Below are 21,752 nucleotides of genomic sequence, written 5' to 3'. Positions count from 1 at the left end.
GCTATGCGGCCCTCCCTCTCGCCTTGCCTGACGCGCCTTTGATCCCGTCACTTCTCGTTCAAGTTGCGTTCTGAATTCTTAGGAGAAAACCCATGAAGGGCTTGCTCGACCTTTTCAAGCAATTCACCCCGGATGAGCATTTCGATGCCATCAAGATCGGCCTCGCTTCGCCGGAGAAGATCCGCAGCTGGTCGTTCGGTGAAGTCAAGAAGCCGGAAACCATCAACTACCGGACCTTCAAGCCGGAACGTGATGGCCTGTTCTGCGCCAAGATCTTCGGTCCGATCAAGGACTACGAGTGCCTGTGCGGCAAATACAAGCGACTGAAGCACCGCGGCGTGATCTGCGAGAAGTGCGGCGTCGAGGTCACGCAGACCAAGGTGCGGCGCGACCGCATGGGTCACATCGACCTGGCTGCGCCGTGCGCGCACATCTGGTTCCTGAAGTCGCTGCCGTCGCGTCTGGGCCTGGTGCTCGACATGACGCTGCGCGACATCGAGCGCGTGCTGTATTTCGAAGCTTATGTCGTCGTCGACCCGGGCATGACGCCGCTGAAGAAGTTCAGCATCATGACCGAGGACGACTATGACGCGAAGCGCACCGAATTCGGCGACGAATTCATCGCGCTGATGGGCGCCGAGGGCGTCAAGAAGCTGCTCGAGGAGATCGATCTCGATCTCGAGATCGAGAAGCTGCGCGGCGACATGACCGGCTCCGAGCTGAAGGTCAAGAAGAACTCGAAGCGCCTGAAGGTGATGGAAGCCTTCAAGAAGTCGGGCATCAAGCCGCAGTGGATGGTGATGGACGTGCTGCCGGTGCTGCCGCCGGACCTGCGTCCGCTGGTGCCGCTGGACGGTGGCCGCTTCGCGACCTCCGACCTGAACGACCTGTATCGCCGCGTCATCAACCGCAACAACCGTCTGGCCCGCCTGCTCGAACTGAAGGCGCCGGAGATCATCGTCCGCAACGAGAAGCGGATGCTGCAGGAAGCGGTCGACTCGCTGCTCGACAACGGCCGTCGCGGCAAGGCGATGACCGGCGCCAACAAGCGTGCGCTGAAGTCGCTCGCCGACATGATCAAGGGCAAGAGCGGTCGTTTCCGGCAGAACCTGCTGGGCAAACGCGTCGACTATTCGGGCCGTTCGGTCATTGTGGTCGGCCCGACGCTGAAGCTGCACCAGTGCGGCCTGCCGAAACTGATGGCGCTCGAGCTGTTCAAGCCGTTCATCTTCTCGCGTCTCGAAGCCATGGGCATCGCGACGACGATCAAGGCGGCGAAGAAGGAAGTCGAATCCGGCACGCCGGTGGTCTGGGACATCCTCGAGGAAGTCATCAAGGAACATCCGGTGATGCTGAACCGTGCGCCGACGCTGCACCGTCTCGGCATCCAGGCATTCGAGCCGGTGCTGATCGAAGGCAAGGCGATCCAGCTGCATCCGTTGGTCTGCTCGGCGTTCAACGCCGACTTCGACGGCGACCAGATGGCCGTCCACGTGCCGCTGTCGATCGAGGCGCAGATGGAAGCGCGCACGCTGATGCTGGCGTCGAACAACATCCTGTTCCCGGCCAACGGCGAACCGTCGATCGTGCCGTCGCAGGACGTCGTGCTCGGCCTGTATTACGCCACCCGCGAGCGCATCAACGGCAAGGGCGAAGGCATCATCTTCTCCGACGTCTCCGAAGTGCATCGCGCGCTGGACAACGGCGAAGTCGAAATCACCGCAAAGATCAGCCTGCGCCTGACCGAGTACACGAAGGGTGCGGACGGCGAGTTCGTGCCGAATTCGAAGCTGGTCGACACGACCGTCGGTCGTGCGCTGCTCAGCGAGATCCTGCCGAAGGGCCTGCCGTTCAGCAACATCAACAAGGCGCTGAAGAAGAAGGAAATCTCGCGGCTGATCAACACCTCGTTCCGCAAGTGCGGTCTGAAGGAAACCGTCGTCTTCGCCGACAAGCTGCTGCAAAGCGGCTTCCGGCTGGCCACCCGTGCCGGCATCTCGATCGCCATCGACGACATGCTGGTGCCGAAGGAGAAGCCGGGCCTGATCGAGCGTGCCGAAAAGGAAGTCAAGGAAATCGAGCAGCAGTATGTCTCGGGCCTGGTGACCTCCGGCGAGCGCTACAACAAGGTGGTCGACATCTGGGGCAAGACCGGCGACGAAGTCGGCAAGGTCATGATGAGCCAGCTGTCGAAGGAGAAGACGACCGACCGCCACGGCAACGAAGTGGCGCAGGAGTCGTTCAACTCGATCTACATGATGGCCGACTCGGGCGCGCGCGGTTCTGCGGCGCAGATTCGCCAGCTCGCCGGCATGCGGGGCCTGATGGCCAAGCCTGACGGCTCGATCATCGAGACGCCGATCACCGCGAACTTCCGCGAGGGTCTGAACGTCCTGCAGTACTTCATCTCGACCCACGGCGCTCGGAAGGGCCTGGCCGACACCGCGCTGAAGACCGCCAACTCCGGCTACCTGACGCGTCGACTGGTCGACGTGACGCAGGATCTGGTGGTGATCGAGGACGACTGCGGCACGCAGAACGGCATGGCGATGCGCGCGCTGGTCGAAGGCGGCGAAGTCATCGAGAGCCTTCGCGACCGCATCCTCGGCCGTGTCACCGCGGTCGAGGTGCTGCATCCGGAGTCCCAGCAGATGCTGCTGGAGCCGGGCACGCTGCTCGACGAAGACCAGCTCGACGATCTCGAGGCGGCCGGCGTCGACGAGGTCAAGGTGCGCACTGCGCTGACCTGCGACACGCGTTTCGGCATCTGCGCCAAGTGCTACGGCCGTGACCTCGGCCGTGGCGGCCTGGTCAACCAGGGCGAAGCGATCGGCGTGATTGCTGCGCAGTCGATCGGTGAGCCGGGTACCCAGCTGACGATGCGGACCTTCCACATCGGTGGTGCGGCATCCCGTGCGGCGATTGCGTCGAGCGTCGACGCCAAGTCGGACGGCATGGTCGGCTTCAATGCGACGATGCGCTACGTGACCAACAGCAAGGGCGACCTGGTCGTGATTTCGCGTTCCGGCGAAATCCTGATCTCCGACCAGCATGGTCGCGAGCGCGAGCGCCACAAGCTGCCGTATGGCGCGCTGTTGTCGGTCAAGCCCGACCAGCAGGTCAAGGCCGGCACCGTGCTGGCGAACTGGGACCCGCTGACCCGACCAATCATCACCGAATTCGCCGGCAAGGCGAAGTTCGAGAATGTCGAGGAAGGCGTCACCGTGGCCAAGCAGGTCGACGAGGTCACCGGCCTGTCGACGCTGGTCGTCATCGACTCGAAGCGCCGCGGCGTCGCCAAGGTGGTTCGTCCGCAGGTCAAGCTGCTCGACCCGGCCGGCAATGAAGTGAAGATCCCCGGCACCGACCACTCGGTGACGATCGGTTTCCCGGTCGGCTCGCTGGTGCAGATCCGCGACGGACAGGACCTGCTGCCTGGTGAGGTGCTGGCGCGTATTCCGGTCGAAGGCCAGAAGACGCGGGACATCACCGGCGGTCTGCCGCGGGTTGCCGAACTGTTCGAGGCGCGCACGCCGAAGGACAAGGGCACGCTCGCCGAGATCACCGGCACGGTGTCGTTCGGCAAGGAGACCAAGGGCAAGGTTCGCCTGCAGATCACCGATCCGGAAGGCAACGTCTACGAAGAACTCGTGCCGAAGGAAAAGAACATCGTGGTCCACGAGGGCCAGGTGGTCAACAAGGGCGAGAACATCGTCGACGGTCCGGCCGATCCGCAGGACATCCTGCGTCTGCTGGGCATCGAGGACCTGGCGCGCTATATCGTCGACGAGGTGCAGGACGTCTACCGTCTGCAGGGTGTGAAGATCAACGACAAGCACATCGAGGTGATCGTTCGCCAGATGCTGCGTCGGGTGCAGATCGTCAACCCTGGCGACACGACCTACATCGCCGGCGAGCAGGTCGAGCGTTCGGAACTGCTCGATACCAACGACAAGATGATGGCCGAAGGCAAGATGATCGCGACCCATGCCGACGTGCTGCTGGGCATCACGAAGGCGTCGTTGTCGACCGACAGCTTCATCTCGGCGGCATCGTTCCAGGAAACCACCCGCGTGCTGACCGAAGCCGCGATCATGGGCAAACGCGACGAATTGCGCGGCCTGAAGGAAAACGTCATCGTCGGCCGGCTGATCCCGGCAGGTACCGGCATGGCCTTCCACCAGGCGCGCAAGGCGAAGGAAGAGATGGACGACGCCGAGCGCCGTGCCATCGCCCAGCAGGAGGCCGAGGAACTGGCTGCCGCGCAGATGGCGGCGGTCGACGCAGCCGGTGGCGAAGTCGAGGAGTGATCGTTGCGGTGGTGTCCGGGCCGATCGGCCTGGACCCATCGTGAAGTCGAGGGCGGCTGCGGCCGCCCTTTTTCATGCCTCGACGGCGCTGGCGTCGGGCGACGGCGGCGTCCAGTTGGATGGCGCAACGATCTCGAGGCCGAACAGTCGGGCCTCGCGCGCCACTTTCAGCACCGCGCGGTCGCGGCTGAGCAGCCATCTGGCGCCGTGGGCCAGCGCCAGATCGATGAATTTCTGGTCGTCCGGATCGCTGCAGCGGCAGCGGCGCGCCATCGCGGCGGCCGGTACGGCCGCTGGATGGATCACCGCGTGGCGCAGCCAGGCGGCTTCGATCGCGGCGCGATCCGGTTGCCGTTCGGCGCCGACGCCGCGCCCGAGCACATCGTCCAGTTCGTCGCGCAGCGCGCCGGCCGCCAGCCAGCGGACCGCGCCGGATTCGATCGCCGCTGCCAACGCTTGGCAGGCCGGATCGCGAAAGACCAGCCAGTCGAGCACGACATTGGTATCGAGCACGATGCCTGGGGTGGTGGACGACGGCATGACGGACGTTTCGGTGAAGCTGCTTGCGGATGCGGGCCAACCCGAATATAATCGAGGGCTTTTCGGCGGATTTCGCTGTGCTTCCTGGCGGGCGGCCCTTTCGGAGTCAACTCTGACACCGGCTTGCCTGTCATCACGGAGTGCTTTATTTGCGTCGAAGCTCGGGGAGCGTCCAGCGCTGCGATACCAGCCGCCCCGGCCGCCCCGTCTTTTCTGAATGTGACTTCAAACGGGAACAAGTTACAAATGCCAACGATCAACCAGCTCGTGAGTCACGGTCGTGAGACCGAGGTCACGAAATCAAAATCGCCTGCTCTGCAGGGCGGTCCGCAGCGCCGTGGCGTTTGCACCCGCGTCTACACGACGACGCCGAAGAAGCCGAACTCGGCGCTTCGCAAGGTCGCCAAGGTGCGCCTGACGAACGGCTTCGAAGTGATTTCCTACATCGGCGGCGAAGGCCACAACCTGCAGGAACACAGCGTCGTGCTGGTTCGCGGCGGCCGCGTCAAGGACCTGCCGGGTGTGCGTTACCACATCGTCCGCGGCTCGCTCGACCTGCAAGGGGTCAAGGACCGCAAGCAGGCCCGTTCGAAGTACGGTGCCAAGCGGCCGAAGAAGGCCTGAGGCCGCGTCAGCGGCAAGCGTCGGTTTAGGCCGGCAAGTTTTTCGGTGGGCCTGCGGGCTCGTCGAGTAAGTGGGTGGCCCCAATACCGGTGGCGCCCGAGGCGAGGGCAAGAGCCCGAGCCAACTGAAGCAAAAGGAAGAGTGAAATGCCACGTCGTCGCGAAGTTCCCAAACGGGAAATCCTGCCTGATCCGAAATTCGGTTCGGTCGATCTGTCGAAGTTCATGAACGTCATCATGGAATCGGGCAAGAAGGCTGTTGCCGAGCGCATCATCTATGGCGCCCTCGACCAGGTCGAGAAGAAGGCCGGCAAGGATCCGATGGAAGTGTTCACGATCGCGCTGAACAACATCAAGCCGATGGTCGAAGTCAAGTCGCGCCGTGTCGGCGGAGCGAACTACCAAGTTCCCGTGGAAGTTCGTCCCGTCCGCCGCGTCGCACTGGCGATGCGCTGGCTGAAGGAGTCGGCCCGCAAGCGCGGCGAGAAGTCGATGGCGCAGAGGCTGGCCAATGAACTGCTGGAGGCCGTCGAAGGCCGCGGCGGCGCGATGAAGAAGCGTGACGAAGTGCACCGCATGGCCGAGGCCAACAAGGCGTTCTCGCACTTCCGCTTCTGATTTTCTGTTCCTTTTCGGCCGCCTAGGGTTAGTACCAACCCGGGGCGGCCCTTCGTATTTGGAGTGAGACCATGGCTCGCAAGACCCCCATCGAGCGCTACCGCAACATCGGTATCTCGGCGCACATCGACGCTGGCAAAACCACGACGACCGAGCGCATCCTGTTCTACACCGGTGTGAACCACAAGATCGGCGAAGTGCACGACGGCGCTGCGACCATGGACTGGATGGCGCAGGAGCAGGAACGTGGCATCACGATCACCTCGGCCGCGACCACCTGCTTCTGGAAGGGCATGGACCTGTCGCATCCGGAGCACCGCATCAACATCATCGACACCCCCGGGCACGTCGACTTCACGATCGAGGTCGAGCGCTCGATGCGCGTGCTCGACGGCGCGTGCATGGTGTACTGCGCGGTCGGTGGCGTGCAGCCGCAGTCCGAGACCGTCTGGCGCCAGGCCAACAAGTACAAGGTGCCGCGTCTTGCGTTCGTCAACAAGATGGACCGTACCGGTGCGAACTTCTTCAAGGTCTATGACCAGATGAAGACGCGCCTGCGCGCGAACCCGGTGCCCATCGTTCTGCCGATCGGCGCCGAGGAAAACTTCAAGGGCGTGATCGACCTGATCAAGATGAAGGCCATCCTGTGGGACGAGGCGTCCCAGGGCATGAAGTTCGAATACCACGAGATTCCGGCCGATCTGCTGGCCGACGCTCAGAAGTGGCGCGAGAACATGGTCGAGGCGGCTGCCGAATCGTCCGAGGAACTGATGAACAAGTACCTCGAGACCGGCGAGCTGAGCGAGGCCGAGATCAAGCAGGGCATCCGCACCCGCACGATCGCGACCGAGATCCAGCCGATGCTGTGCGGCACCGCCTTCAAGAACAAGGGCGTGCAGCGCATGCTCGACGCGGTGATCGAGTTCATGCCGTCGCCGATCGACATCCCGCCGGTTCCGGGCACCGACGACAACGACAAGGAGACCTCGCGCAAGGCCGACGACAACGAGAAGTTCGCTGCGCTGGCATTCAAGCTGATGACCGACCCGTATGTCGGCCAGCTGACATTCGTGCGCGTCTATTCGGGCGTGCTGAAGTCGGGCGACTCGGTCTACAACCCGATCCGCGGCAAGAAGGAGCGCATCGGCCGGATCCTGCAGATGCACGCCAACCAGCGTGAAGAGATCAAGGAAATCCTGGCCGGTGACATCGCCGCCTGCGTCGGTCTGAAGGAAGTCACGACCGGCGAGACGCTGTGCGATCCGGAATCGATCATCACGCTCGAGAAGATGATCTTCCCGGAGCCGGTGATCTCGCAGGCCGTCGAGCCGAAGACCAAGGCCGACCAGGAGAAGATGGGCATCGCACTGGGCCGCCTGGCCCAGGAAGATCCGTCGTTCCGCGTCAAGACCGACGAAGAGTCGGGCCAGACCATCATCTCGGGCATGGGCGAGTTGCACCTCGAGATCCTGGTCGACCGCATGAAGCGTGAATTCGGCGTCGAGGCCAACGTCGGCAAGCCGCAGGTGGCCTACCGCGAGACGATCCGCAAGTCGGTCAGCGATGTCGAAGGCAAGTTCGTCCGCCAGTCGGGCGGCAAGGGCCAATACGGCCACGTCGTGCTGTCGATCGAGCCGCAGGAGCCGGGCAAGGGCTTCGAGTTTGTCGACGCGATCAAGGGCGGTGTGGTGCCGCGTGAATTCATCCCCGCGGTCAAGAAGGGCATCGAGGACACGCTGCCGAACGGCGTGCTGGCCGGTTACCCGGTCGTCGACGTCAAGGTCACGCTGACCTTCGGTTCGTACCACGAGGTCGACTCGAACGAAAACGCGTTCAAGATGGCCGCGTCGATGGGCTTCAAGGACGGCTGCCGCAAGGCAACGCCGGTCATCCTCGAGCCGATGATGGCGGTCGAGGTCGAGACCCCGGAAGACTACGCCGGCAACGTGATGGGCGACCTGTCGTCACGTCGCGGCATGGTGCAGGGCATGGACGACATCCCGGGCGGCGGCAAGATCATCAAGGCCGAAGTGCCGCTGTCGGAAATGTTCGGTTATTCGACGACGCTGCGTTCGATGTCGCAGGGCCGCGCGACGTACACGATGGAGTTCAAGCACTACAGCGAAGCTCCGAAAAACGTCGCTGACGCGATCATCACCTCCAGGGGCAAATAAGCTCGGTCGGTCGAAGCTCTCGGCCGATCAAGCGGCCGCCGCGGATCCGGCTTTGCCGGTCCGCCAGCGGCGCCCCCTTGAGGGGGAGCGGCGTGAGCCGCTCCGGGGGTGGGACATCAGTTGGTCTTCGGCGCCACGCAAGACGTGGTTGGCTTGCTGCCCGTGGCGAGCCAGGGCCGGAAACCTTAAACAGGCACGGGCGAGTGTTCTTTTGGAGTTGAAGAATGGCAAAAGGTAAATTCGAGCGGACCAAGCCGCACGTGAACGTTGGCACGATCGGCCACGTCGACCACGGCAAGACGACGCTGACGGCGGCGATCACGACGATCCTGGCGGCGAAGTTCGGTGGCGAGGCCAAAGGCTACGACCAGATCGACGCGGCGCCGGAAGAGAAGGCGCGCGGCATCACGATCAATACCGCACACGTCGAGTACGAGACGGCGAACCGCCACTATGCGCACGTCGACTGCCCGGGGCACGCCGACTATGTGAAGAACATGATCACCGGTGCTGCGCAGATGGACGGCGCGATCCTGGTCTGCTCGGCCGCTGACGGCCCGATGCCGCAAACGCGTGAGCACATCCTGCTGGCCCGCCAGGTCGGTGTGCCGTACATCATCGTGTTCCTGAACAAGTGCGACATGGTCGACGACGCCGAGCTGCTCGAGCTGGTCGAGATGGAAGTGCGCGAGCTGCTCGACAAATACGATTTCCCGGGCGACACGACGCCGATCGTTCACGGCAGCGCGAAGCTGGCGATCGAGGGCGACAAGGGCGAGCTCGGCGAAGGCGCGATCATGAAGCTGGCCGAGGCACTCGACAGCTACATCCCGACGCCCGAGCGTGCGGTTGACGGCGCATTCCTGATGCCGGTCGAGGACGTGTTCTCGATCTCGGGTCGCGGCACCGTGGTGACGGGCCGGGTCGAGCGCGGCATCATCAAGGTCGGCGAGGAAATCGAGATCGTCGGCATCAACCCGACGCAGAAGACGACCTGCACGGGCGTCGAGATGTTCCGCAAGCTGCTGGACCAGGGCCAGGCTGGCGACAACGTCGGTATCCTGCTGCGCGGCACCAAGCGTGAAGACGTGCAGCGCGGCCAGGTGCTGTGCAAGCCGGGTTCGGTCAAGCCGCACACCCACTTCACGGCCGAGATCTACGTGCTGAGCAAGGAAGAAGGTGGCCGTCACACGCCGTTCTTCAACAACTACCGGCCGCAGTTCTACTTCCGCACGACCGACGTGACCGGTGCGGTCGAGCTGCCGAAGGACAAGGAAATGGTGATGCCGGGCGACAACGTCAGCATCACGGTCAAGCTGATTGCGCCGATCGCGATGGAAGAAGGTCTGCGTTTCGCGATTCGTGAAGGCGGCCGCACCGTTGGTGCCGGCGTCGTTGCGAAGATCATGGAGTAAAGACCATGTCCACGAAACAGAAGATCCGCATCCGCCTGAAGGCTTTCGATTACAAGCTGATCGACCAGTCTGCACTCGAGATCGTTGATACCGCGAAGCGCACCGGCGCGATCGTCAAGGGCCCGGTGCCCCTGCCGACCCGCATGCAGCGTTTCGACATCCTGCGTTCGCCGCACGTCAACAAGACCTCGCGTGACCAGTTCGAGATCCGCACCCACCAGCGCCTGATGGACATCGTCGACCCGACCGACAAGACGGTCGACGCGCTGATGAAGCTGGACTTGCCCGCTGGCGTCGACGTCGAGATCAAGTTGCAATAACCCGAAGGCGACCTCGGTCGCCTGCCTCTCGGTCGAAGTCTCCCATGTGCGAGCGCGAAGCGCCTCGCAACATCAAGCCACACCCGAGGGTCCGGCTCTGCCGGCCCGATGGGTGGCGCCCCTCGGGGCAGGAGCGCAGCGACTGGGGGGCTCATCATCCCGTTTGGCGAATCTGTGATTCGCTGATATACTCGCGGGCTTTCCCGGAATTGGCTGCGGCATTTGTCGCAGCTGATCCAATAGTCAACCCGGCCAATCGATGTCGGGTCCCTGAAACAAAGGCTCTTCGAGCTGCGCCTTGGCGTGGTGATGGGGGCTGGAGAAAAACATGACGACCACTAATCCGGGCCATCGCCTGGGATTGCTGGGCCGCAAGGTGGGCATGATGCGCATCTTCACGGACGATGGCGACGCCATTCCCGTGACCGTGCTCGACGTGTCGAACAACCGCGTGGCTCAAGTCAAGACGACCGAGACCGACGGCTATGCCGCTGTTCAGGTCGCATTCGGTGAGCGCAAGGCTTCCCGTGTCAACAAGCCCGAAGCCGGGCACCTCGCGAAGGCGGGTGTCGAGGCCGGCGAGGTCCTGAAGGAATTCCGCGTCCCGGCCGAAGTGGCCGCCGAATACAAGCCGGGTGCCCAGGTTGGCATCGGCATGTTTGCGGTTGGCCAACTGGTCGACGTGCAAGGCACCTCGATCGGCAAGGGTTTCACCGGAACCATCAAGCGTCACAACTTCAAGTCGCAGCGCGCATCGCACGGCAACAGCCGTTCGCACAACGTGCCGGGCTCGATCTCGATGGCGCAGGATCCGGGCCGCGTGTTTCCGGGCAAGAAGATGTCCGGCCAGCTCGGCGACGTGACCAAGACCACCCAGAACCTCGACATCGTCCGCATCGACGAAGCGCGCCAGCTGATCCTGGTTCGCGGCGCGGTGCCTGGCGCGAAAAACGGCCACGTGGTCGTCCGCCCGGCGATCAAGGCGAAGATCAAGAAAGGAGCCAACTGATGCAGCTCGAGCTCCTCAATGATCAGGGGCAGTCGTCTTCCAAGGTCGACGCTCCCGATGCCGTCTTCGGACGTGACTACAACGAAGCGCTGGTTCACCAGATCGTTGTCGCCTTCCAGGCGAATGCGCGCCAGGGCACCCGTGCCCAGCTCGACCGCGCCGAAGTCAAGCACTCGACGAAGAAGCCGTGGCGCCAGAAGGGCACCGGCCGTGCCCGCGCCGGCATGACCTCGTCGCCGCTGTGGCGCGGAGGCGGCCGGATCTTCCCGAATCGTCCGGAAGAAAACTTCACCCACAAGGTCAACAAGAAGATGTACCGCGCCGGCATGGCCGCGATCTTCTCGCAGCTGGCCCGTGAAGGCCGTCTGGCCGTCGTCGACAGCTTCGGCGTCGATGCGCCGAAGACCAAGCTGCTGGCTGCCAAGTTCAAGGCGATGGGCCTCGACTCGGTGCTGGTGATCGCCGACCAGGTCGACGAGAACCTGTTCCTCGCGTCGCGCAACCTGGCCAATGTGCTGGTGGTCGAGCCGCGTTATGCCGATCCGCTGTCGCTGGTGCACTACAAGAAGGTGCTGGTGACCAAGGCTGCCATCGAGCAACTCAAGGAGATGCTGGCATGAGCACCGTGAAATTCGCTGAAAACCGCCTGGCCCAGGTGCTGGTCGCGCCGATCATTTCCGAAAAGGGAACGATGGCCGCCGAGAAGCACAACCAGGTGCTGTTCAAGGTTCTGCGCGATGCAACCAAGCCCGAGATCAAGGCGGCCGTCGAGCTGCTGTTCAAGGTCGAGGTTGATTCGGTCCAGACCGTCGTGCAAAAGGGCAAGGCCAAGAAATTCGGCCGCTCGATGGGTCGCCGTGACCACGTCAAGAAGGCCTATGTGGCACTGAAGGCGGGTCAGGAACTCAACTTCTCCGGGGAGGCTTCGTAATGGCCGTCATCAAAGTCAAGCCAACCTCGCCAGGCCGTCGTGGCATGGTCAAGGTGGTGCATTCGCACCTGCACAAGGGCAAGCCGGAAGCGTCGCTGCTCGAGCCGCAGATGCAGAATGCCGGCCGCAACCACAACGGCCACATCACGATCCGGCATCGTGGCGGTGGGCACAAGCACCACTACCGCGTGGTCGATTTCGTCCGCAACAAGGACGCGATCCCGGCGAAGGTCGAGCGCATCGAATACGACCCGAACCGCACCGCGCACATTGCGCTGGTCTGCTATGCGGACGGCGAGCGTCGCTACATCATCGCGCCGCGTGGTCTGGAAGTGGGTGCAACGATCATGAGCGGTGCGGAAGCGCCGATCAAGGCCGGCAACACGCTGCCGATCCGCAACATCCCGGTCGGTTCGACGATCCACTGCATCGAGATGCTGCCCGGCAAGGGTGCGCAGATCGCCCGTTCGGCGGGTACCTCGGTGACGCTGCTGGCGCGCGAGGGCATCTATGCCCAGCTGCGCCTGCGCTCCGGTGAGGTTCGCAAGATCCACATCGACTGCCGCGCGACGATCGGCGAAGTCTCCAACGAGGAGCACAGCCTGCGCCAGTACGGCAAGGCCGGTGCGATCCGCTGGAAGGGCAAGCGTCCGACCGTTCGTGGTGTCGCGATGAACCCGGTCGATCACCCGCACGGTGGTGGCGAAGGCCGCACCGGCGAAGGCCAGGTCCCGGTTTCGCCGTGGAACACGATGACCAAGGGCTATCGCACTCGCAGCAACAAGCGTACGCAGACGATGATCGTCTCGCGTCGCAAGAAGTAAGGAAGGGGCAGCACGATGACCCGTTCACTGAAAAAAGGTCCTTTCGTCGACAACCACCTGCAATTGAAGGTGGAGAAGGCGGTCGCGACGAAGGACAAGAAGCCGATCAAGACCTGGTCGCGTCGTTCGACCATCCTGCCCGATTTCATCGGCGTGACGATTGCCGTGCACAACGGCAAGCAGCACGTGCCGGTGTATGTCACGGACCAGATGGTTGGCCACAAGCTCGGTGAATTTGCGCTGACGCGCACGTTCAAGGGGCACCCGGCCGACAAGAAAGCCAAGAAATAAGGACGCACGATGGAAACCAATTCAATCGTTCGCGGCGTTCGACTGTCGGCCGACAAGGGTCGCCTCGTCGCTGACATGATCCGCGGCAAGAAGGTCGACCAGGCGCTGAACATCCTGACGTTCACGCCGAAGAAGGCGGCCGGCATCATCCGCAAGGCGCTGGAATCGGCGATCGCCAATGCCGAGCACAACGACGGTGCCGACATCGACGAGCTGAAGGTCAAGACGATCTTCGTCGAACAGGGTGCAACGCTGAAGCGTTTTTCCGCACGGGCCAAGGGCCGCGGCAACCGCATCAGCAAGCCGACCTGCCACATCTACGTCACCGTCGGCAACTGAGAGACCAGGAACACCATGGGACAAAAAATCCATCCGACCGGTTTCCGTCTGCCTGTGACGCGGAACTGGGCCTCACGCTGGTACGCGAACAATCAGAACTTCGCCACGATGCTGGCCGAAGACCTGAAGGTTCGTGACTACCTGAAGGCCCGCCTGAAGAGCGCGGCGGTCTCGCGCATCCTGATCGAGCGTCCGGCCAAGAATGCCCGCATCACGATCTTCTCGGCACGTCCGGGCGTCGTGATCGGCAAGAAGGGGGAGGACATCGAGAACCTGAAGGCTGAACTGACGCGCCGTCTTGGCGTGCCGGTGGCTGTCAACATCGAAGAAGTGCGCAAGCCCGAGATCGATGCGCAGCTGATCGCCGACAGCATCACCCAGCAGCTCGAGAAGCGGATCATGTTCCGTCGTGCGATGAAGCGCGCGATGCAGAACGCGATGCGCCTCGGTGCGCAGGGCATCAAGATCATGTCGTCGGGCCGCTTGAACGGCATCGAAATCGCGCGCTGCGAGTGGTACCGCGAAGGTCGCGTGCCGCTGCACACGCTGAAGGCCGACATCGACTACGGTTTTTCGGAAGCCAAGACCACCTACGGCGTCATCGGCGTCAAGTGCTGGGTCTATCGCGGTGACCGTCTGGCCAATGGCGAAGCCCCTGGCATCACCAAGCCCGAAGGTGGCGAAGACGATCGTCGCCCGCGTCGCGGCGCCCGTCCGGGCGCCCCGGCCGGCCGTGGTCGTCCTGGCGGCCCGTCGGGTGACCGTTTCCCCCGCGCTGGCGAAGGTGCCGACAAGCCGGCTGAAGCCGGTGACGGCGCCCGCACGCCGGCGGTCAAGCGCGTGCGCAAGGCCGCCGCACCTGGTGCCACCGAGCCCAAAGGAGAATAAAACATGCTGCAACCCGCACGCAGAAAATTCCGCAAGGAACAAAAGGGTCGCAACACCGGTGTCGCCACCCGTGGTGCCAATGTCTCGTTCGGTGATTTCGGCCTGAAGGCCACCGAGCGCGGTCGCCTGACGGCGCGTCAGATCGAGGCGGCTCGCCGCGCGATCTCGCGTCACGTCAAGCGTGGCGGCCGGATCTGGATCCGCATCTTCCCTGACAAGCCGATCTCGCAGAAGCCGGCCGAAGTCCGCATGGGCAACGGCAAGGGCAATCCGGAGTACTACGTCGCCGAGATCCAGCCCGGCAAGGTGCTCTACGAAATCAATGGCGTCGCTGAACAGCTGGCGCGCGAGGCGTTCACGTTGGCCGCAGCAAAACTGCCGCTGAAGTGCACCTTCGTCGCGCGCCAGGTCGGCGCCTGAGGAGCAAACCATGAAAGCATCTGAACTCCGCGCCAAGGATGTGGCCGGCCTCGAGAAAGAGGTCAGCGACCTGCTGAAGGCCCATTTCGGCCTGCGCATGCAAAAGGCAACGCAGCAATTGACGAATCATCAGCAGTTGCGCAACACCCGCCGCGACATCGCACGCGCCAAGACCATCCTGGCGCAGAAGCAGAAGGAAGGGGCTGCCAAATGAACAGTCAAGCCGCCGAGACGACCAACGACGCAGCAGCGCCGGCCGTCAAGAATACGCGCACGCTGGTCGGCAAAGTCGTCAGCGACAAGCGCAACAAGACCGTGACCGTGCTGATCGAGCGCCGTACCAAGCATGAGCTGTACGGCAAGATCGTCGCACGCACCAGCAAGTACCACGCCCACGATGAAAAGGGCGAGTACAAGATGGGCGACATGGTCGAGATCGCCGAATGCCGGCCGATCTCGAAGACCAAGGCCTGGGTCGTGACGCGCCTGGTCCAGGCCTCGCGCGAGGTCTGATCGGTCTTGGCGCAGGTGAAGATGATTCGCCTGCTCCCGACGAGCCGGTGCGCCGATTTTCGGCGGCCGGCTTTCTTCTTTTGGCCTTTCGAGGCTCATTAACGCGCAGGAGATGACATGTTGAAAGTCGGAGACAAGCTGCCCGCCGCGACGCTGCAGGAATATGTAGAGGTCGAGGGCAATGGCTGCTCGATCGGGCCGAATCCGGTCGATGTCGCCAAGGCCGCGGCTGGCAAGACGATTGCGATCTTCGCGTTGCCTGGCGCGTTCACGCCGACCTGCTCGGCCAAGCATGTGCCTGGCTTCATCGAGCAGGCGAAGGCGCTGCATGATGCCGGTGTCGACGAGATCTGGTGCGTGTCGGTCAACGATGCATTCGTGATGGGTGCGTGGGCACGCGACCAGAAGACCGACGGCAAGGTTCGCATGCTCGCCGACGGCAGCGCCGAATTCACGCAGGCCACCGGCCTGACACTCGATCTGAATGCCCGCGGCATGGGCCTGCGTTCGCAGCGTTATTCGATGCTGGTGGTCGACGGCGTCGTGAAGACCTTGAATGTCGAGGCCCCTGGCAAGTTCGAGGTCAGCGATGCGCAGACGATGCTCGAACAGGCCAAGTCGGCCAAGGCTTGACGCTCGGGGCGGCTGTCTTGCAAAAAAAGTTGCACAGCCGCTTGACGAGTAGGTGAAAACCGGTAGATAATCGACGACTTCGCTGAACATACGCGCCTCGTGAGACCATGGGGCAAACGGGTTCGGTTCCGCCCAAGCAGTGCCAGCGGCCGGCAAGGTCGAAGGCAGTGACGGGCCCAAGACTGATCGCGCGCTGGACCATCGTGGGCATGGCAGGCAAGCGGTTCAAGTTGGGGACATAGAACATGATTCAAATGCAGTCGCGGCTTCAGGTCGCGGACAACACGGGTGCCAAGTCCGTCATGTGCATCAAGGTGCTCGGCGGCTCGAAGCGCCGCTACGCCGGCATTGGTGACGTGATCAAGGTCAGCATCAAGGAAGCTGCGCCGCGTGGTCGCGTGAAGAAGGGCGAGGTCTACAGTGCCGTCGTCGTTCGCACCGCCAAGGGCGTGCGCCGCCAGGATGGCTCGCTGGTCAAGTTCGATGGCAATGCTGCCGTCCTGCTGAACGCCAAGCTCGAGCCGATCGGTACCCGCATCTTCGGCCCGGTGACGCGTGAACTGCGTACCGAGCGCTTCATGAAGATCGTCTCGCTGGCACCTGAAGTGCTCTGAACCCCGCTCAAAGGGCAGCCATGAACAAGATTAGAAAAGGCGACCAGGTCATTGTCCTGACCGGTCGCGACAAGGGCAAGCGCGGCACCGTCGCGCAACGTGTCGACGCCGAGCATGTGCTCGTCGACGGCATCAATGTGGTCAAGAAACACGTCAAGCCGAACCCGATGAGGGGTACGACCGGTGGCGTGATCGACAAGACCATGCCGATCCACCAGTCCAACGTGGCGATTTTCAATGCCGCCACCGGCAAGGCCGATCGCGTTGGCATCAAGCTGCAGGACGACGGCAAGAAATTGCGCGTCTTCAAGTCCAGCGGCGAAGAGATCAAGGCCTGAGGAAGCGACCATGTCAGAGCAAATCATTCCCCGCCTGCAGGCTGTCTACCGCGAAAAGATCGCTCCCGAGCTGATCGAGAAGTTCCATTACAAGTCGGCGATGGAAGTGCCGCGCCTGACCAAGATCACGCTCAACATGGGTGTGAGCGAGGCCGTGGCCGACAAGAAGGTGATGGAGCATGCCGTCAGCGACCTGACCAAGATCGCCGGCCAGAAGCCTGTCGTCACGAAGTCGAAGAAGGCGATTGCCGGCTTCAAGATCCGTGACAACGTGCCGATCGGCTGCATGGTCACGCTGCGTGGCGTTCGCATGTACGAATTCCTCGACCGCTTCGTGACGATCGCGTTGCCGCGTGTCCGCGACTTCCGCGGCATCTCCGGCCGCTCTTTCGACGGCCGTGGCAACTACAACATCGGCGTCAAGGAACAGATCATTTTCCCTGAAGTCGACTACGACAAGGTGGATGCGCTGCGAGGGCTGAACATCAGCATCACGACGACCGCCAAGAATGACGAGGAGGCCAAGGCCTTGCTCGCCGCATTCAAGTTTCCGTTCAAGAACTGAGGTGGTCCGTGGCTAAAGTTTCCCTTATCCAGCGTGAACTCAAGCGGGCCGCCCTGGTCGCCAAATACGCGAAGAAGTACGAAGAGCTGAAGAGCACGGCCAACGATGCGAAGAAGTCGGACGAGGAGCGTTATGCCGCCCGTCTGGCGCTGCAGCAGTTGCCGCGCAATGCCTATCCGACGCGGCAGCGCAACCGCTGCGAGCTGACGGGCCGTCCGCGCGGCACGTTCCGCAAGTTCGGACTCGGCCGCAACAAGATTCGCGAATTGGCGTTCAAGGGTGACATCCCCGGCGTCATCAAGGCCAGCTGGTAAGCGGCAAACGGGCCTGATCAGGAGATTTCCCTATGAGCATGAGTGACCCCATCGCCGATATGCTGACCCGCATTCGCAACGCGCAGATGGTCGACAAGACTGCCGTTGCAATGCCGTCGTCAAAATTGAAGGTGGCCATTGCCCAAGTCCTGAAGGACGAAGGTTATATCGAGGATTTCGCCGTCAAGGGCGAGACCGCCAAGCCGCAACTCGAGATCGCGCTGAAGTATTACGCCGGCCGTCCGGTGATCGAGAAGATCGAGCGCGTCAGCCGCCCCGGTCTGCGCATCTACAAGGGCCGGCACGACATTCCGAACGTGATGAACGGTCTCGGCGTGGCAATCGTGACGACGCCGAAAGGCGTGATGACGGACCGCAAGGCTCGCCAGGCCGGTATCGGCGGCGAAGTCCTCTGCTACGTCTCGTAAGAAAGGGAGCGCAACGATGTCCCGCGTAGGAAAAATGCCGATCGCCGTCCCGAAGGGTGTGGACGTGGCGATCAACGCACAGCAGATCAGCGTCAAGGGTTCGCTCGGCACGATGGTGCGCCCGCTGAACCCGCTGGTGTCGGTCAAGAGCGAAAACGACACGCTGCTGTTCGCCCCGGCCGATGAGTCGGTCGAGGCCAATGCAATGTCCGGCACGATGCGTGCGCTGGTGGCCAATATGGTCAACGGCGTCAGCAAGGGCTTCGAGAAGAAGCTCAATCTGGTCGGCGTCGGCTTCCGGGCTCAGGCTTCGGGCAGCAAGCTGAACCTGCAGGTCGGTTATTCGCATCCGGTTGCCAAGGAGATGCCCGAAGGCATCCAGGTGGCCTGCCCGACCCAGACCGAAATCGTGATCAAGGGTGCCGACCGTCAGGTCGTCGGCCAGATCGCGGCCGAGATTCGCGCACTGCGTCCGCCCGAGCCCTACAAGGGCAAGGGCATTCGCTACAGCGACGAGAAGGTCACGATCAAAGAGACCAAGAAGAAGTAAGGAGCGAAGACAACATGTTGAACAAAAAAGATCAGCGTATTCGTCGCTCCCGCCAGACCCGTGCGCGCATCGCGAACCAGCGGGCGGCCCGGCTGACGGTGTTCCGCAGCAACCTGCACATCTATGCGTCGGTGATCTCCGACGACGGATCGCGCGTGCTGGCGACCGCCTCGACCGCCGAAGCCGAAGTCCGCAAGGAACTCGGCGCTGCCGGCAAGGGTGGCAACGTCGCCGCCGCAACCCTGATCGGCAAGCGGATTGCCGAAAAGGCAAAGGCTGCCGGCGTCGAGAAGGTGGCATTCGACCGTGCAGGCTTTGCCTACCACGGCCGTGTCAAGGCCCTGGCGGAAGCGGCTCGCGAAGCCGGCCTGCAGTTCTAATCGGTCGGCGCTGCGAGATTGCTGCGCGACTCTGTTGCATCTAGCGACCAAGGATTTCGATAATGGCAAAGTTCCAACCCCGTGCGCCGCAAGAAGGCAGTGACGACGGACTGAAGGAAAAGATGATCGCGGTCAACCGCGTGACCAAGGTGGTCAAGGGCGGCCGGATTCTCGGTTTCGCCGCATTGACCGTGGTCGGCGACGGTGACGGCAAGATCGGCATGGGCAAAGGCAAGGCCAAGGAAGTGCCGGTCGCGATCCAGAAGGCAATGGAAGCGGCGCGCCGCAACATGCACAAGGTCTCGCTGAAGAACGGCTCGATCCACCACAAGGTGACCGGCGAGCACGGCGCTTCACGGGTGCTGATGGCGCCGGCTCCGGCTGGCGCGGGCATCATTGCTGGCGGCCCGATGCGTGCGGTGTTCGAGGTGATGGGTGTCACCGACATCGTCGCCAAGAGCCTCGGTTCGACCAATCCGTACAACCTGGTACGCGCCACGCTCGATGCGTTGAAGCGCACCAGCACGCCGGCCGAGATCGCCGCGAAGCGCGGCCTGACGGTTGAAGAAATCGTCGGCTGAGCGAGTCAGGAGAAGCGACATGAGCGACAACAAGACAGACAAGGGCAGCGTCACGGTGAAGCTGGTTCGCAGCATCGCCGGTACGCGTGAAAGCCACCGTGCCACCGTGCGTGGCCTCGGCCTGCGCAAGCTGAACAGCGAATCGACGCTGGAAGATACGCCGGCCGTGCGCGGCATGATCAACAAGGTCTCGTACCTTGTGAAGGTGCTTTGATCACCCGTGATCAGCTGAAGATCTGGAGAACAAAATGGAACTGAACAGCATCAAGCCGGCAGAAGGCTCCAAGCGCGATCGCCGCCGTGTCGGTCGCGGCATCGGCTCGGGCCTCGGCAAGACCGCGGGTCGTGGCCACAAGGGCCAGAAGTCGCGTTCGGGCGGCTTCCACAAGGTCGGCTTCGAAGGCGGCCAGATGCCGATGCAGCGTCGTCTGCCGAAGCGCGGCTTCAAGTCGGCTTCGCTGAAGTACAACGCCGAAATCACGCTGACCAAGCTCGAGCAGCTGGGCCTCGACGAGGTCGACATGCTGGCGCTGAAGCAGGCCGGTCTGGTTGGCCAGATGATCAAGGTCGTCAAGGTCATCAAGTCCGGCGAACTGAGCCGCAAGGTTGCCTTGAAGGGCATCGGCGCGACCGCTGGTGCAAAAGCGGCGATCGAAGCAGCCGGCGGCAGCGTCGCCTGATAGCAGCGCAGGAAACAGGTCTCAGTGGCAACCAACGCAAATCAGCTGGCAAAGAGCGGCAAGTTCGGCGACCTTCGTCGCCGGCTGGTCTTCCTGTTGCTGGCGCTGGTGGTTTACCGAATCGGCGCGCACATTCCGGTGCCGGGCATCGACCCGAACCAGCTGGCGCAGCTGTTCAAGGGGCAGTCGGGCGGCATCCTGAGCCTGTTCAACATGTTCTCCGGTGGCGCGTTGTCGCGCTTCACGGTGTTCGCGCTGGGGATCATGCCGTACATCTCGGCGTCGATCATCATGCAGTTGATGACCTACGTCGTGCCGACGCTGGAGGCGATCAAGAAGGAAGGCGAGTCCGGCCGTCGCAAGATCACGCAGTACACGCGTTACGGCACGCTCGGCCTGGCGCTGTTCCAGTCGCTCGGCATCGCGCTGGCGCTCGAAGGTTCGCAAGGTCTGGTGATCAGCCCGGGCATGGGCTTCCGCCTGACCGCGGTCGTCAGCCTGGTTGCCGGCACGATGTTCCTGATGTGGCTTGGTGAGCAGATCACCGAGCGCGGTCTTGGCAATGGCATCTCGATCCTGATCTTCGCTGGCATCGTTGCCGGTCTGCCAGGCGCGATTGGTGGCCTGTTCGAACTGATCCGCACCGGTGCGATGAGCATCATCGTCGCGATCTTCATCCTGGCCGTTGTTGCTGCGGTGACCTATCTGGTGGTCTTCGTCGAGCGTGGTCAGAGAAAGATACTGGTCAATTACGCGAAGCGCCAGGTCGGCAACAAGGTCTATGGTGGCCAGTCGTCGCACCTGCCGCTGAAGCTGAACATGTCGGGCGTGATCCCGCCGATCTTCGCGTCGTCGATCATCCTGCTGCCAGCTACCGCCGTCGGCTGGTTCGCGACCGGTGACGGTTTCCGCTGGCTGCGTGACCTGGCCGCGCTGTTGTCGCCGGGCCAGCCGATTTACGTGATCATGTATGCGGCGGCGATCATCTTCTTCTGCTTCTTCTATACCGCGCTGGTGTTCAACAGCCGCGAGACGGCAGACAACCTGAAGAAGAGCGGTGCGTTCATTCCGGGCATCCGGCCGGGTGACCAGACGGCTCGTCACATCGACCGCATCCTGTCTCGGCTGACGCTGGTCGGAGCGATCTACATCACCGGCGTCTGTCTGCTGCCGGAGTTCCTGGTCCTCAAATACAACGTGCCGTTCTATTTCGGTGGCACCTCGTTGCTGATCATCGTCGTCGTGACGATGGACTTCTGGGCCCAGGTGCAGAGTTATGTGATGAGCCAGCAATACGAGTCGTTGTTGAAGAAGGCAAATTTCAAGACCAGTTGATGAGCAGGGTGTCGGTGATCCGGCACCAGCCGTCAACGAGCCAGGCCTGACAATCCGACGTCGACTGGCTGAACAGATCCCGCAACGGGTGCCCGCACCCGGTTCGGCGAATTAAGAGT

Annotated in this window: 29 protein-coding genes; 28 read left to right on the top strand and 1 reads right to left on the bottom strand. The window is 62.8% G+C overall.

Annotation, left to right across the window (positions count from 1 at the left end; translation table 11 throughout):
* Positions 1-92: 92 nt before the first annotated feature.
* The gene (rpoC, locus tag ACNH6H_RS10190; protein WP_418317399.1) at positions 93-4,310 is read left to right on the top strand and encodes a DNA-directed RNA polymerase subunit beta'; all 4,218 of its coding nucleotides are present in this window, start codon (positions 93-95) and stop codon (positions 4,308-4,310) included.
* Between the two features lie 72 nt (positions 4,311-4,382).
* Here rpoC and ACNH6H_RS10185 read toward each other — a convergent pair whose 3' ends face one another.
* On the bottom strand, positions 4,383-4,850 hold the full coding sequence (locus tag ACNH6H_RS10185; RefSeq protein WP_418317397.1) for a PIN domain-containing protein: 468 nt from the start codon (positions 4,848-4,850) through the stop codon (positions 4,383-4,385).
* Positions 4,851-5,096: 246 nt separating this feature from the next.
* Between ACNH6H_RS10185 and rpsL the strand changes: the two genes are divergently transcribed.
* The 27 genes from rpsL (at position 5,097) to secY (ending at position 21,633) form a co-directional block, all read left to right on the top strand.
* The gene (gene rpsL / locus ACNH6H_RS10180; RefSeq protein ID WP_418317395.1) at positions 5,097-5,474 is read left to right on the top strand and encodes a 30S ribosomal protein S12; all 378 of its coding nucleotides are present in this window, start codon (positions 5,097-5,099) and stop codon (positions 5,472-5,474) included.
* 146 nt (positions 5,475-5,620) lie between these two features.
* Positions 5,621-6,091 (top strand): 30S ribosomal protein S7, encoded by a 471-nt coding sequence (rpsG, locus tag ACNH6H_RS10175; protein WP_418317394.1) that lies wholly within the window; start codon positions 5,621-5,623, stop codon positions 6,089-6,091.
* Positions 6,092-6,162: 71 nt separating this feature from the next.
* The gene (gene fusA / locus ACNH6H_RS10170; protein WP_418317392.1) at positions 6,163-8,265 is read left to right on the top strand and encodes an elongation factor G; all 2,103 of its coding nucleotides are present in this window, start codon (positions 6,163-6,165) and stop codon (positions 8,263-8,265) included.
* A 224-nt stretch (positions 8,266-8,489) separates the two neighbouring features.
* The gene (gene tuf / locus ACNH6H_RS10165; protein WP_418317390.1) at positions 8,490-9,680 is read left to right on the top strand and encodes an elongation factor Tu; all 1,191 of its coding nucleotides are present in this window, start codon (positions 8,490-8,492) and stop codon (positions 9,678-9,680) included.
* Positions 9,681-9,685: 5 nt separating this feature from the next.
* Positions 9,686-10,000: a 30S ribosomal protein S10 gene (gene rpsJ / locus ACNH6H_RS10160; RefSeq protein WP_209384858.1), complete on the top strand. Its 315-nt coding sequence runs from the start codon at positions 9,686-9,688 to the stop codon at positions 9,998-10,000.
* A 328-nt stretch (positions 10,001-10,328) separates the two neighbouring features.
* Positions 10,329-11,009, top strand: coding sequence for a 50S ribosomal protein L3 (gene rplC / locus ACNH6H_RS10155; RefSeq protein ID WP_418317389.1), 681 nt, complete (start codon positions 10,329-10,331; stop codon positions 11,007-11,009).
* Complete coding sequence (gene rplD, locus ACNH6H_RS10150) at positions 11,009-11,629, top strand: 50S ribosomal protein L4 (RefSeq protein WP_418317388.1); 621 nt, start codon at positions 11,009-11,011, stop codon at positions 11,627-11,629. The genes rplC and rplD overlap by 1 nt, the downstream gene beginning before the upstream one ends.
* Complete coding sequence (gene rplW / locus ACNH6H_RS10145; RefSeq protein WP_418317387.1) at positions 11,626-11,940, top strand: 50S ribosomal protein L23; 315 nt, start codon at positions 11,626-11,628, stop codon at positions 11,938-11,940. Before rplD ends, rplW begins: the two co-directional genes overlap by 4 nt.
* Positions 11,940-12,764, top strand: a complete 825-nt coding sequence (gene rplB / locus ACNH6H_RS10140; RefSeq protein ID WP_418317386.1) for a 50S ribosomal protein L2 — start codon at positions 11,940-11,942, stop codon at positions 12,762-12,764. Before rplW ends, rplB begins: the two co-directional genes overlap by 1 nt.
* Before the next feature lie 15 nt (positions 12,765-12,779).
* On the top strand, positions 12,780-13,055 hold the full coding sequence (gene rpsS / locus ACNH6H_RS10135) for a 30S ribosomal protein S19 (RefSeq protein WP_418317385.1): 276 nt from the start codon (positions 12,780-12,782) through the stop codon (positions 13,053-13,055).
* Between the two features lie 9 nt (positions 13,056-13,064).
* Positions 13,065-13,394 (top strand): 50S ribosomal protein L22, encoded by a 330-nt coding sequence (rplV, locus tag ACNH6H_RS10130; RefSeq protein WP_418317384.1) that lies wholly within the window; start codon positions 13,065-13,067, stop codon positions 13,392-13,394.
* Between the two features lie 15 nt (positions 13,395-13,409).
* The gene (gene rpsC / locus ACNH6H_RS10125) at positions 13,410-14,282 is read left to right on the top strand and encodes a 30S ribosomal protein S3 (protein ID WP_418317383.1); all 873 of its coding nucleotides are present in this window, start codon (positions 13,410-13,412) and stop codon (positions 14,280-14,282) included.
* Between the two features lie 3 nt (positions 14,283-14,285).
* Positions 14,286-14,702 carry a 50S ribosomal protein L16 gene (gene rplP, locus ACNH6H_RS10120; protein ID WP_418317381.1) on the top strand — a complete coding sequence of 139 codons (417 nt, stop codon included), beginning with the start codon at positions 14,286-14,288 and terminating at the stop codon, positions 14,700-14,702.
* 10 nt (positions 14,703-14,712) lie between these two features.
* The gene (gene rpmC, locus ACNH6H_RS10115) at positions 14,713-14,916 is read left to right on the top strand and encodes a 50S ribosomal protein L29 (RefSeq protein WP_418317379.1); all 204 of its coding nucleotides are present in this window, start codon (positions 14,713-14,715) and stop codon (positions 14,914-14,916) included.
* On the top strand, positions 14,913-15,215 hold the full coding sequence (gene rpsQ / locus ACNH6H_RS10110) for a 30S ribosomal protein S17 (RefSeq protein ID WP_418317377.1): 303 nt from the start codon (positions 14,913-14,915) through the stop codon (positions 15,213-15,215). Before rpmC ends, rpsQ begins: the two co-directional genes overlap by 4 nt.
* 117 nt (positions 15,216-15,332) lie before the next feature.
* A complete protein-coding gene (locus tag ACNH6H_RS10105) occupies positions 15,333-15,848 on the top strand; it encodes a peroxiredoxin (protein WP_418317375.1) in 516 nt (171 codons plus the stop codon).
* 245 nt (positions 15,849-16,093) lie between these two features.
* Positions 16,094-16,462, top strand: a complete 369-nt coding sequence (gene rplN / locus ACNH6H_RS10100) for a 50S ribosomal protein L14 (RefSeq protein ID WP_418317374.1) — start codon at positions 16,094-16,096, stop codon at positions 16,460-16,462.
* A gap of 20 nt (positions 16,463-16,482) precedes the next feature.
* Positions 16,483-16,800 carry a 50S ribosomal protein L24 gene (rplX, locus tag ACNH6H_RS10095; RefSeq protein ID WP_418317373.1) on the top strand — a complete coding sequence of 106 codons (318 nt, stop codon included), beginning with the start codon at positions 16,483-16,485 and terminating at the stop codon, positions 16,798-16,800.
* A gap of 25 nt (positions 16,801-16,825) precedes the next feature.
* A complete protein-coding gene (rplE, locus tag ACNH6H_RS10090) occupies positions 16,826-17,365 on the top strand; it encodes a 50S ribosomal protein L5 (protein ID WP_418321278.1) in 540 nt (179 codons plus the stop codon).
* A gap of 8 nt (positions 17,366-17,373) precedes the next feature.
* Positions 17,374-17,679 carry a 30S ribosomal protein S14 gene (rpsN, locus tag ACNH6H_RS10085; RefSeq protein WP_418317372.1) on the top strand — a complete coding sequence of 102 codons (306 nt, stop codon included), beginning with the start codon at positions 17,374-17,376 and terminating at the stop codon, positions 17,677-17,679.
* 32 nt (positions 17,680-17,711) lie between these two features.
* Positions 17,712-18,107 carry a 30S ribosomal protein S8 gene (rpsH, locus tag ACNH6H_RS10080; RefSeq protein WP_418317371.1) on the top strand — a complete coding sequence of 132 codons (396 nt, stop codon included), beginning with the start codon at positions 17,712-17,714 and terminating at the stop codon, positions 18,105-18,107.
* Between the two features lie 16 nt (positions 18,108-18,123).
* Positions 18,124-18,657 carry a 50S ribosomal protein L6 gene (gene rplF / locus ACNH6H_RS10075; RefSeq protein WP_418317370.1) on the top strand — a complete coding sequence of 178 codons (534 nt, stop codon included), beginning with the start codon at positions 18,124-18,126 and terminating at the stop codon, positions 18,655-18,657.
* A gap of 14 nt (positions 18,658-18,671) precedes the next feature.
* Positions 18,672-19,037 carry a 50S ribosomal protein L18 gene (rplR, locus tag ACNH6H_RS10070; protein ID WP_418317368.1) on the top strand — a complete coding sequence of 122 codons (366 nt, stop codon included), beginning with the start codon at positions 18,672-18,674 and terminating at the stop codon, positions 19,035-19,037.
* A gap of 62 nt (positions 19,038-19,099) precedes the next feature.
* Entirely contained in the window at positions 19,100-19,618 is a 519-nt protein-coding gene (rpsE, locus tag ACNH6H_RS10065; protein ID WP_418317367.1) for a 30S ribosomal protein S5, read from the top strand.
* Between the two features lie 19 nt (positions 19,619-19,637).
* On the top strand, positions 19,638-19,832 hold the full coding sequence (gene rpmD, locus ACNH6H_RS10060; protein WP_418317366.1) for a 50S ribosomal protein L30: 195 nt from the start codon (positions 19,638-19,640) through the stop codon (positions 19,830-19,832).
* 34 nt (positions 19,833-19,866) lie between these two features.
* Complete coding sequence (rplO, locus tag ACNH6H_RS10055) at positions 19,867-20,298, top strand: 50S ribosomal protein L15 (protein WP_418317365.1); 432 nt, start codon at positions 19,867-19,869, stop codon at positions 20,296-20,298.
* A 24-nt stretch (positions 20,299-20,322) separates the two neighbouring features.
* Positions 20,323-21,633, top strand: a complete 1,311-nt coding sequence (gene secY / locus ACNH6H_RS10050) for a preprotein translocase subunit SecY (protein ID WP_418317364.1) — start codon at positions 20,323-20,325, stop codon at positions 21,631-21,633.
* Positions 21,634-21,752: the final 119 nt, after the last annotated feature.

The organism is Pseudideonella sakaiensis, assembly GCF_048320135.1.
Classification (GTDB): domain Bacteria; phylum Pseudomonadota; class Gammaproteobacteria; order Burkholderiales; family Burkholderiaceae_C; genus Ideonella_A; species Ideonella_A sakaiensis_A.
The sequence above is the reverse complement of the archived record's forward strand: the minus strand, read 5'-3'. Positions and strand labels throughout refer to the sequence as shown.

What these genes read in the sequence shown, in the direction of transcription:
- rpoC (WP_418317399.1), top strand. Translation starts at nt 93, where the DNA reads ATGAAGGGCTTGCTCGACCTTTTCAAGCAATTCACCCCGGATGAGCAT.
- ACNH6H_RS10185 (WP_418317397.1), bottom strand. Translation starts at nt 4,850, where the DNA reads ATGCCGTCGTCCACCACCCCAGGCATCGTGCTCGATACCAATGTCGTG.
- rpsL (WP_418317395.1), top strand. Translation starts at nt 5,097, where the DNA reads ATGCCAACGATCAACCAGCTCGTGAGTCACGGTCGTGAGACCGAGGTC.
- rpsG (WP_418317394.1), top strand. Translation starts at nt 5,621, where the DNA reads ATGCCACGTCGTCGCGAAGTTCCCAAACGGGAAATCCTGCCTGATCCG.
- fusA (WP_418317392.1), top strand. Translation starts at nt 6,163, where the DNA reads ATGGCTCGCAAGACCCCCATCGAGCGCTACCGCAACATCGGTATCTCG.
- tuf (WP_418317390.1), top strand. Translation starts at nt 8,490, where the DNA reads ATGGCAAAAGGTAAATTCGAGCGGACCAAGCCGCACGTGAACGTTGGC.
- rpsJ (WP_209384858.1), top strand. Translation starts at nt 9,686, where the DNA reads ATGTCCACGAAACAGAAGATCCGCATCCGCCTGAAGGCTTTCGATTAC.
- rplC (WP_418317389.1), top strand. Translation starts at nt 10,329, where the DNA reads ATGACGACCACTAATCCGGGCCATCGCCTGGGATTGCTGGGCCGCAAG.
- rplD (WP_418317388.1), top strand. Translation starts at nt 11,009, where the DNA reads ATGCAGCTCGAGCTCCTCAATGATCAGGGGCAGTCGTCTTCCAAGGTC.
- rplW (WP_418317387.1), top strand. Translation starts at nt 11,626, where the DNA reads ATGAGCACCGTGAAATTCGCTGAAAACCGCCTGGCCCAGGTGCTGGTC.
- rplB (WP_418317386.1), top strand. Translation starts at nt 11,940, where the DNA reads ATGGCCGTCATCAAAGTCAAGCCAACCTCGCCAGGCCGTCGTGGCATG.
- rpsS (WP_418317385.1), top strand. Translation starts at nt 12,780, where the DNA reads ATGACCCGTTCACTGAAAAAAGGTCCTTTCGTCGACAACCACCTGCAA.
- rplV (WP_418317384.1), top strand. Translation starts at nt 13,065, where the DNA reads ATGGAAACCAATTCAATCGTTCGCGGCGTTCGACTGTCGGCCGACAAG.
- rpsC (WP_418317383.1), top strand. Translation starts at nt 13,410, where the DNA reads ATGGGACAAAAAATCCATCCGACCGGTTTCCGTCTGCCTGTGACGCGG.
- rplP (WP_418317381.1), top strand. Translation starts at nt 14,286, where the DNA reads ATGCTGCAACCCGCACGCAGAAAATTCCGCAAGGAACAAAAGGGTCGC.
- rpmC (WP_418317379.1), top strand. Translation starts at nt 14,713, where the DNA reads ATGAAAGCATCTGAACTCCGCGCCAAGGATGTGGCCGGCCTCGAGAAA.
- rpsQ (WP_418317377.1), top strand. Translation starts at nt 14,913, where the DNA reads ATGAACAGTCAAGCCGCCGAGACGACCAACGACGCAGCAGCGCCGGCC.
- ACNH6H_RS10105 (WP_418317375.1), top strand. Translation starts at nt 15,333, where the DNA reads ATGTTGAAAGTCGGAGACAAGCTGCCCGCCGCGACGCTGCAGGAATAT.
- rplN (WP_418317374.1), top strand. Translation starts at nt 16,094, where the DNA reads ATGATTCAAATGCAGTCGCGGCTTCAGGTCGCGGACAACACGGGTGCC.
- rplX (WP_418317373.1), top strand. Translation starts at nt 16,483, where the DNA reads ATGAACAAGATTAGAAAAGGCGACCAGGTCATTGTCCTGACCGGTCGC.
- rpsH (WP_418317371.1), top strand. Translation starts at nt 17,712, where the DNA reads ATGAGCATGAGTGACCCCATCGCCGATATGCTGACCCGCATTCGCAAC.
- rplF (WP_418317370.1), top strand. Translation starts at nt 18,124, where the DNA reads ATGTCCCGCGTAGGAAAAATGCCGATCGCCGTCCCGAAGGGTGTGGAC.
- rplR (WP_418317368.1), top strand. Translation starts at nt 18,672, where the DNA reads ATGTTGAACAAAAAAGATCAGCGTATTCGTCGCTCCCGCCAGACCCGT.
- rpsE (WP_418317367.1), top strand. Translation starts at nt 19,100, where the DNA reads ATGGCAAAGTTCCAACCCCGTGCGCCGCAAGAAGGCAGTGACGACGGA.
- rpmD (WP_418317366.1), top strand. Translation starts at nt 19,638, where the DNA reads ATGAGCGACAACAAGACAGACAAGGGCAGCGTCACGGTGAAGCTGGTT.
- rplO (WP_418317365.1), top strand. Translation starts at nt 19,867, where the DNA reads ATGGAACTGAACAGCATCAAGCCGGCAGAAGGCTCCAAGCGCGATCGC.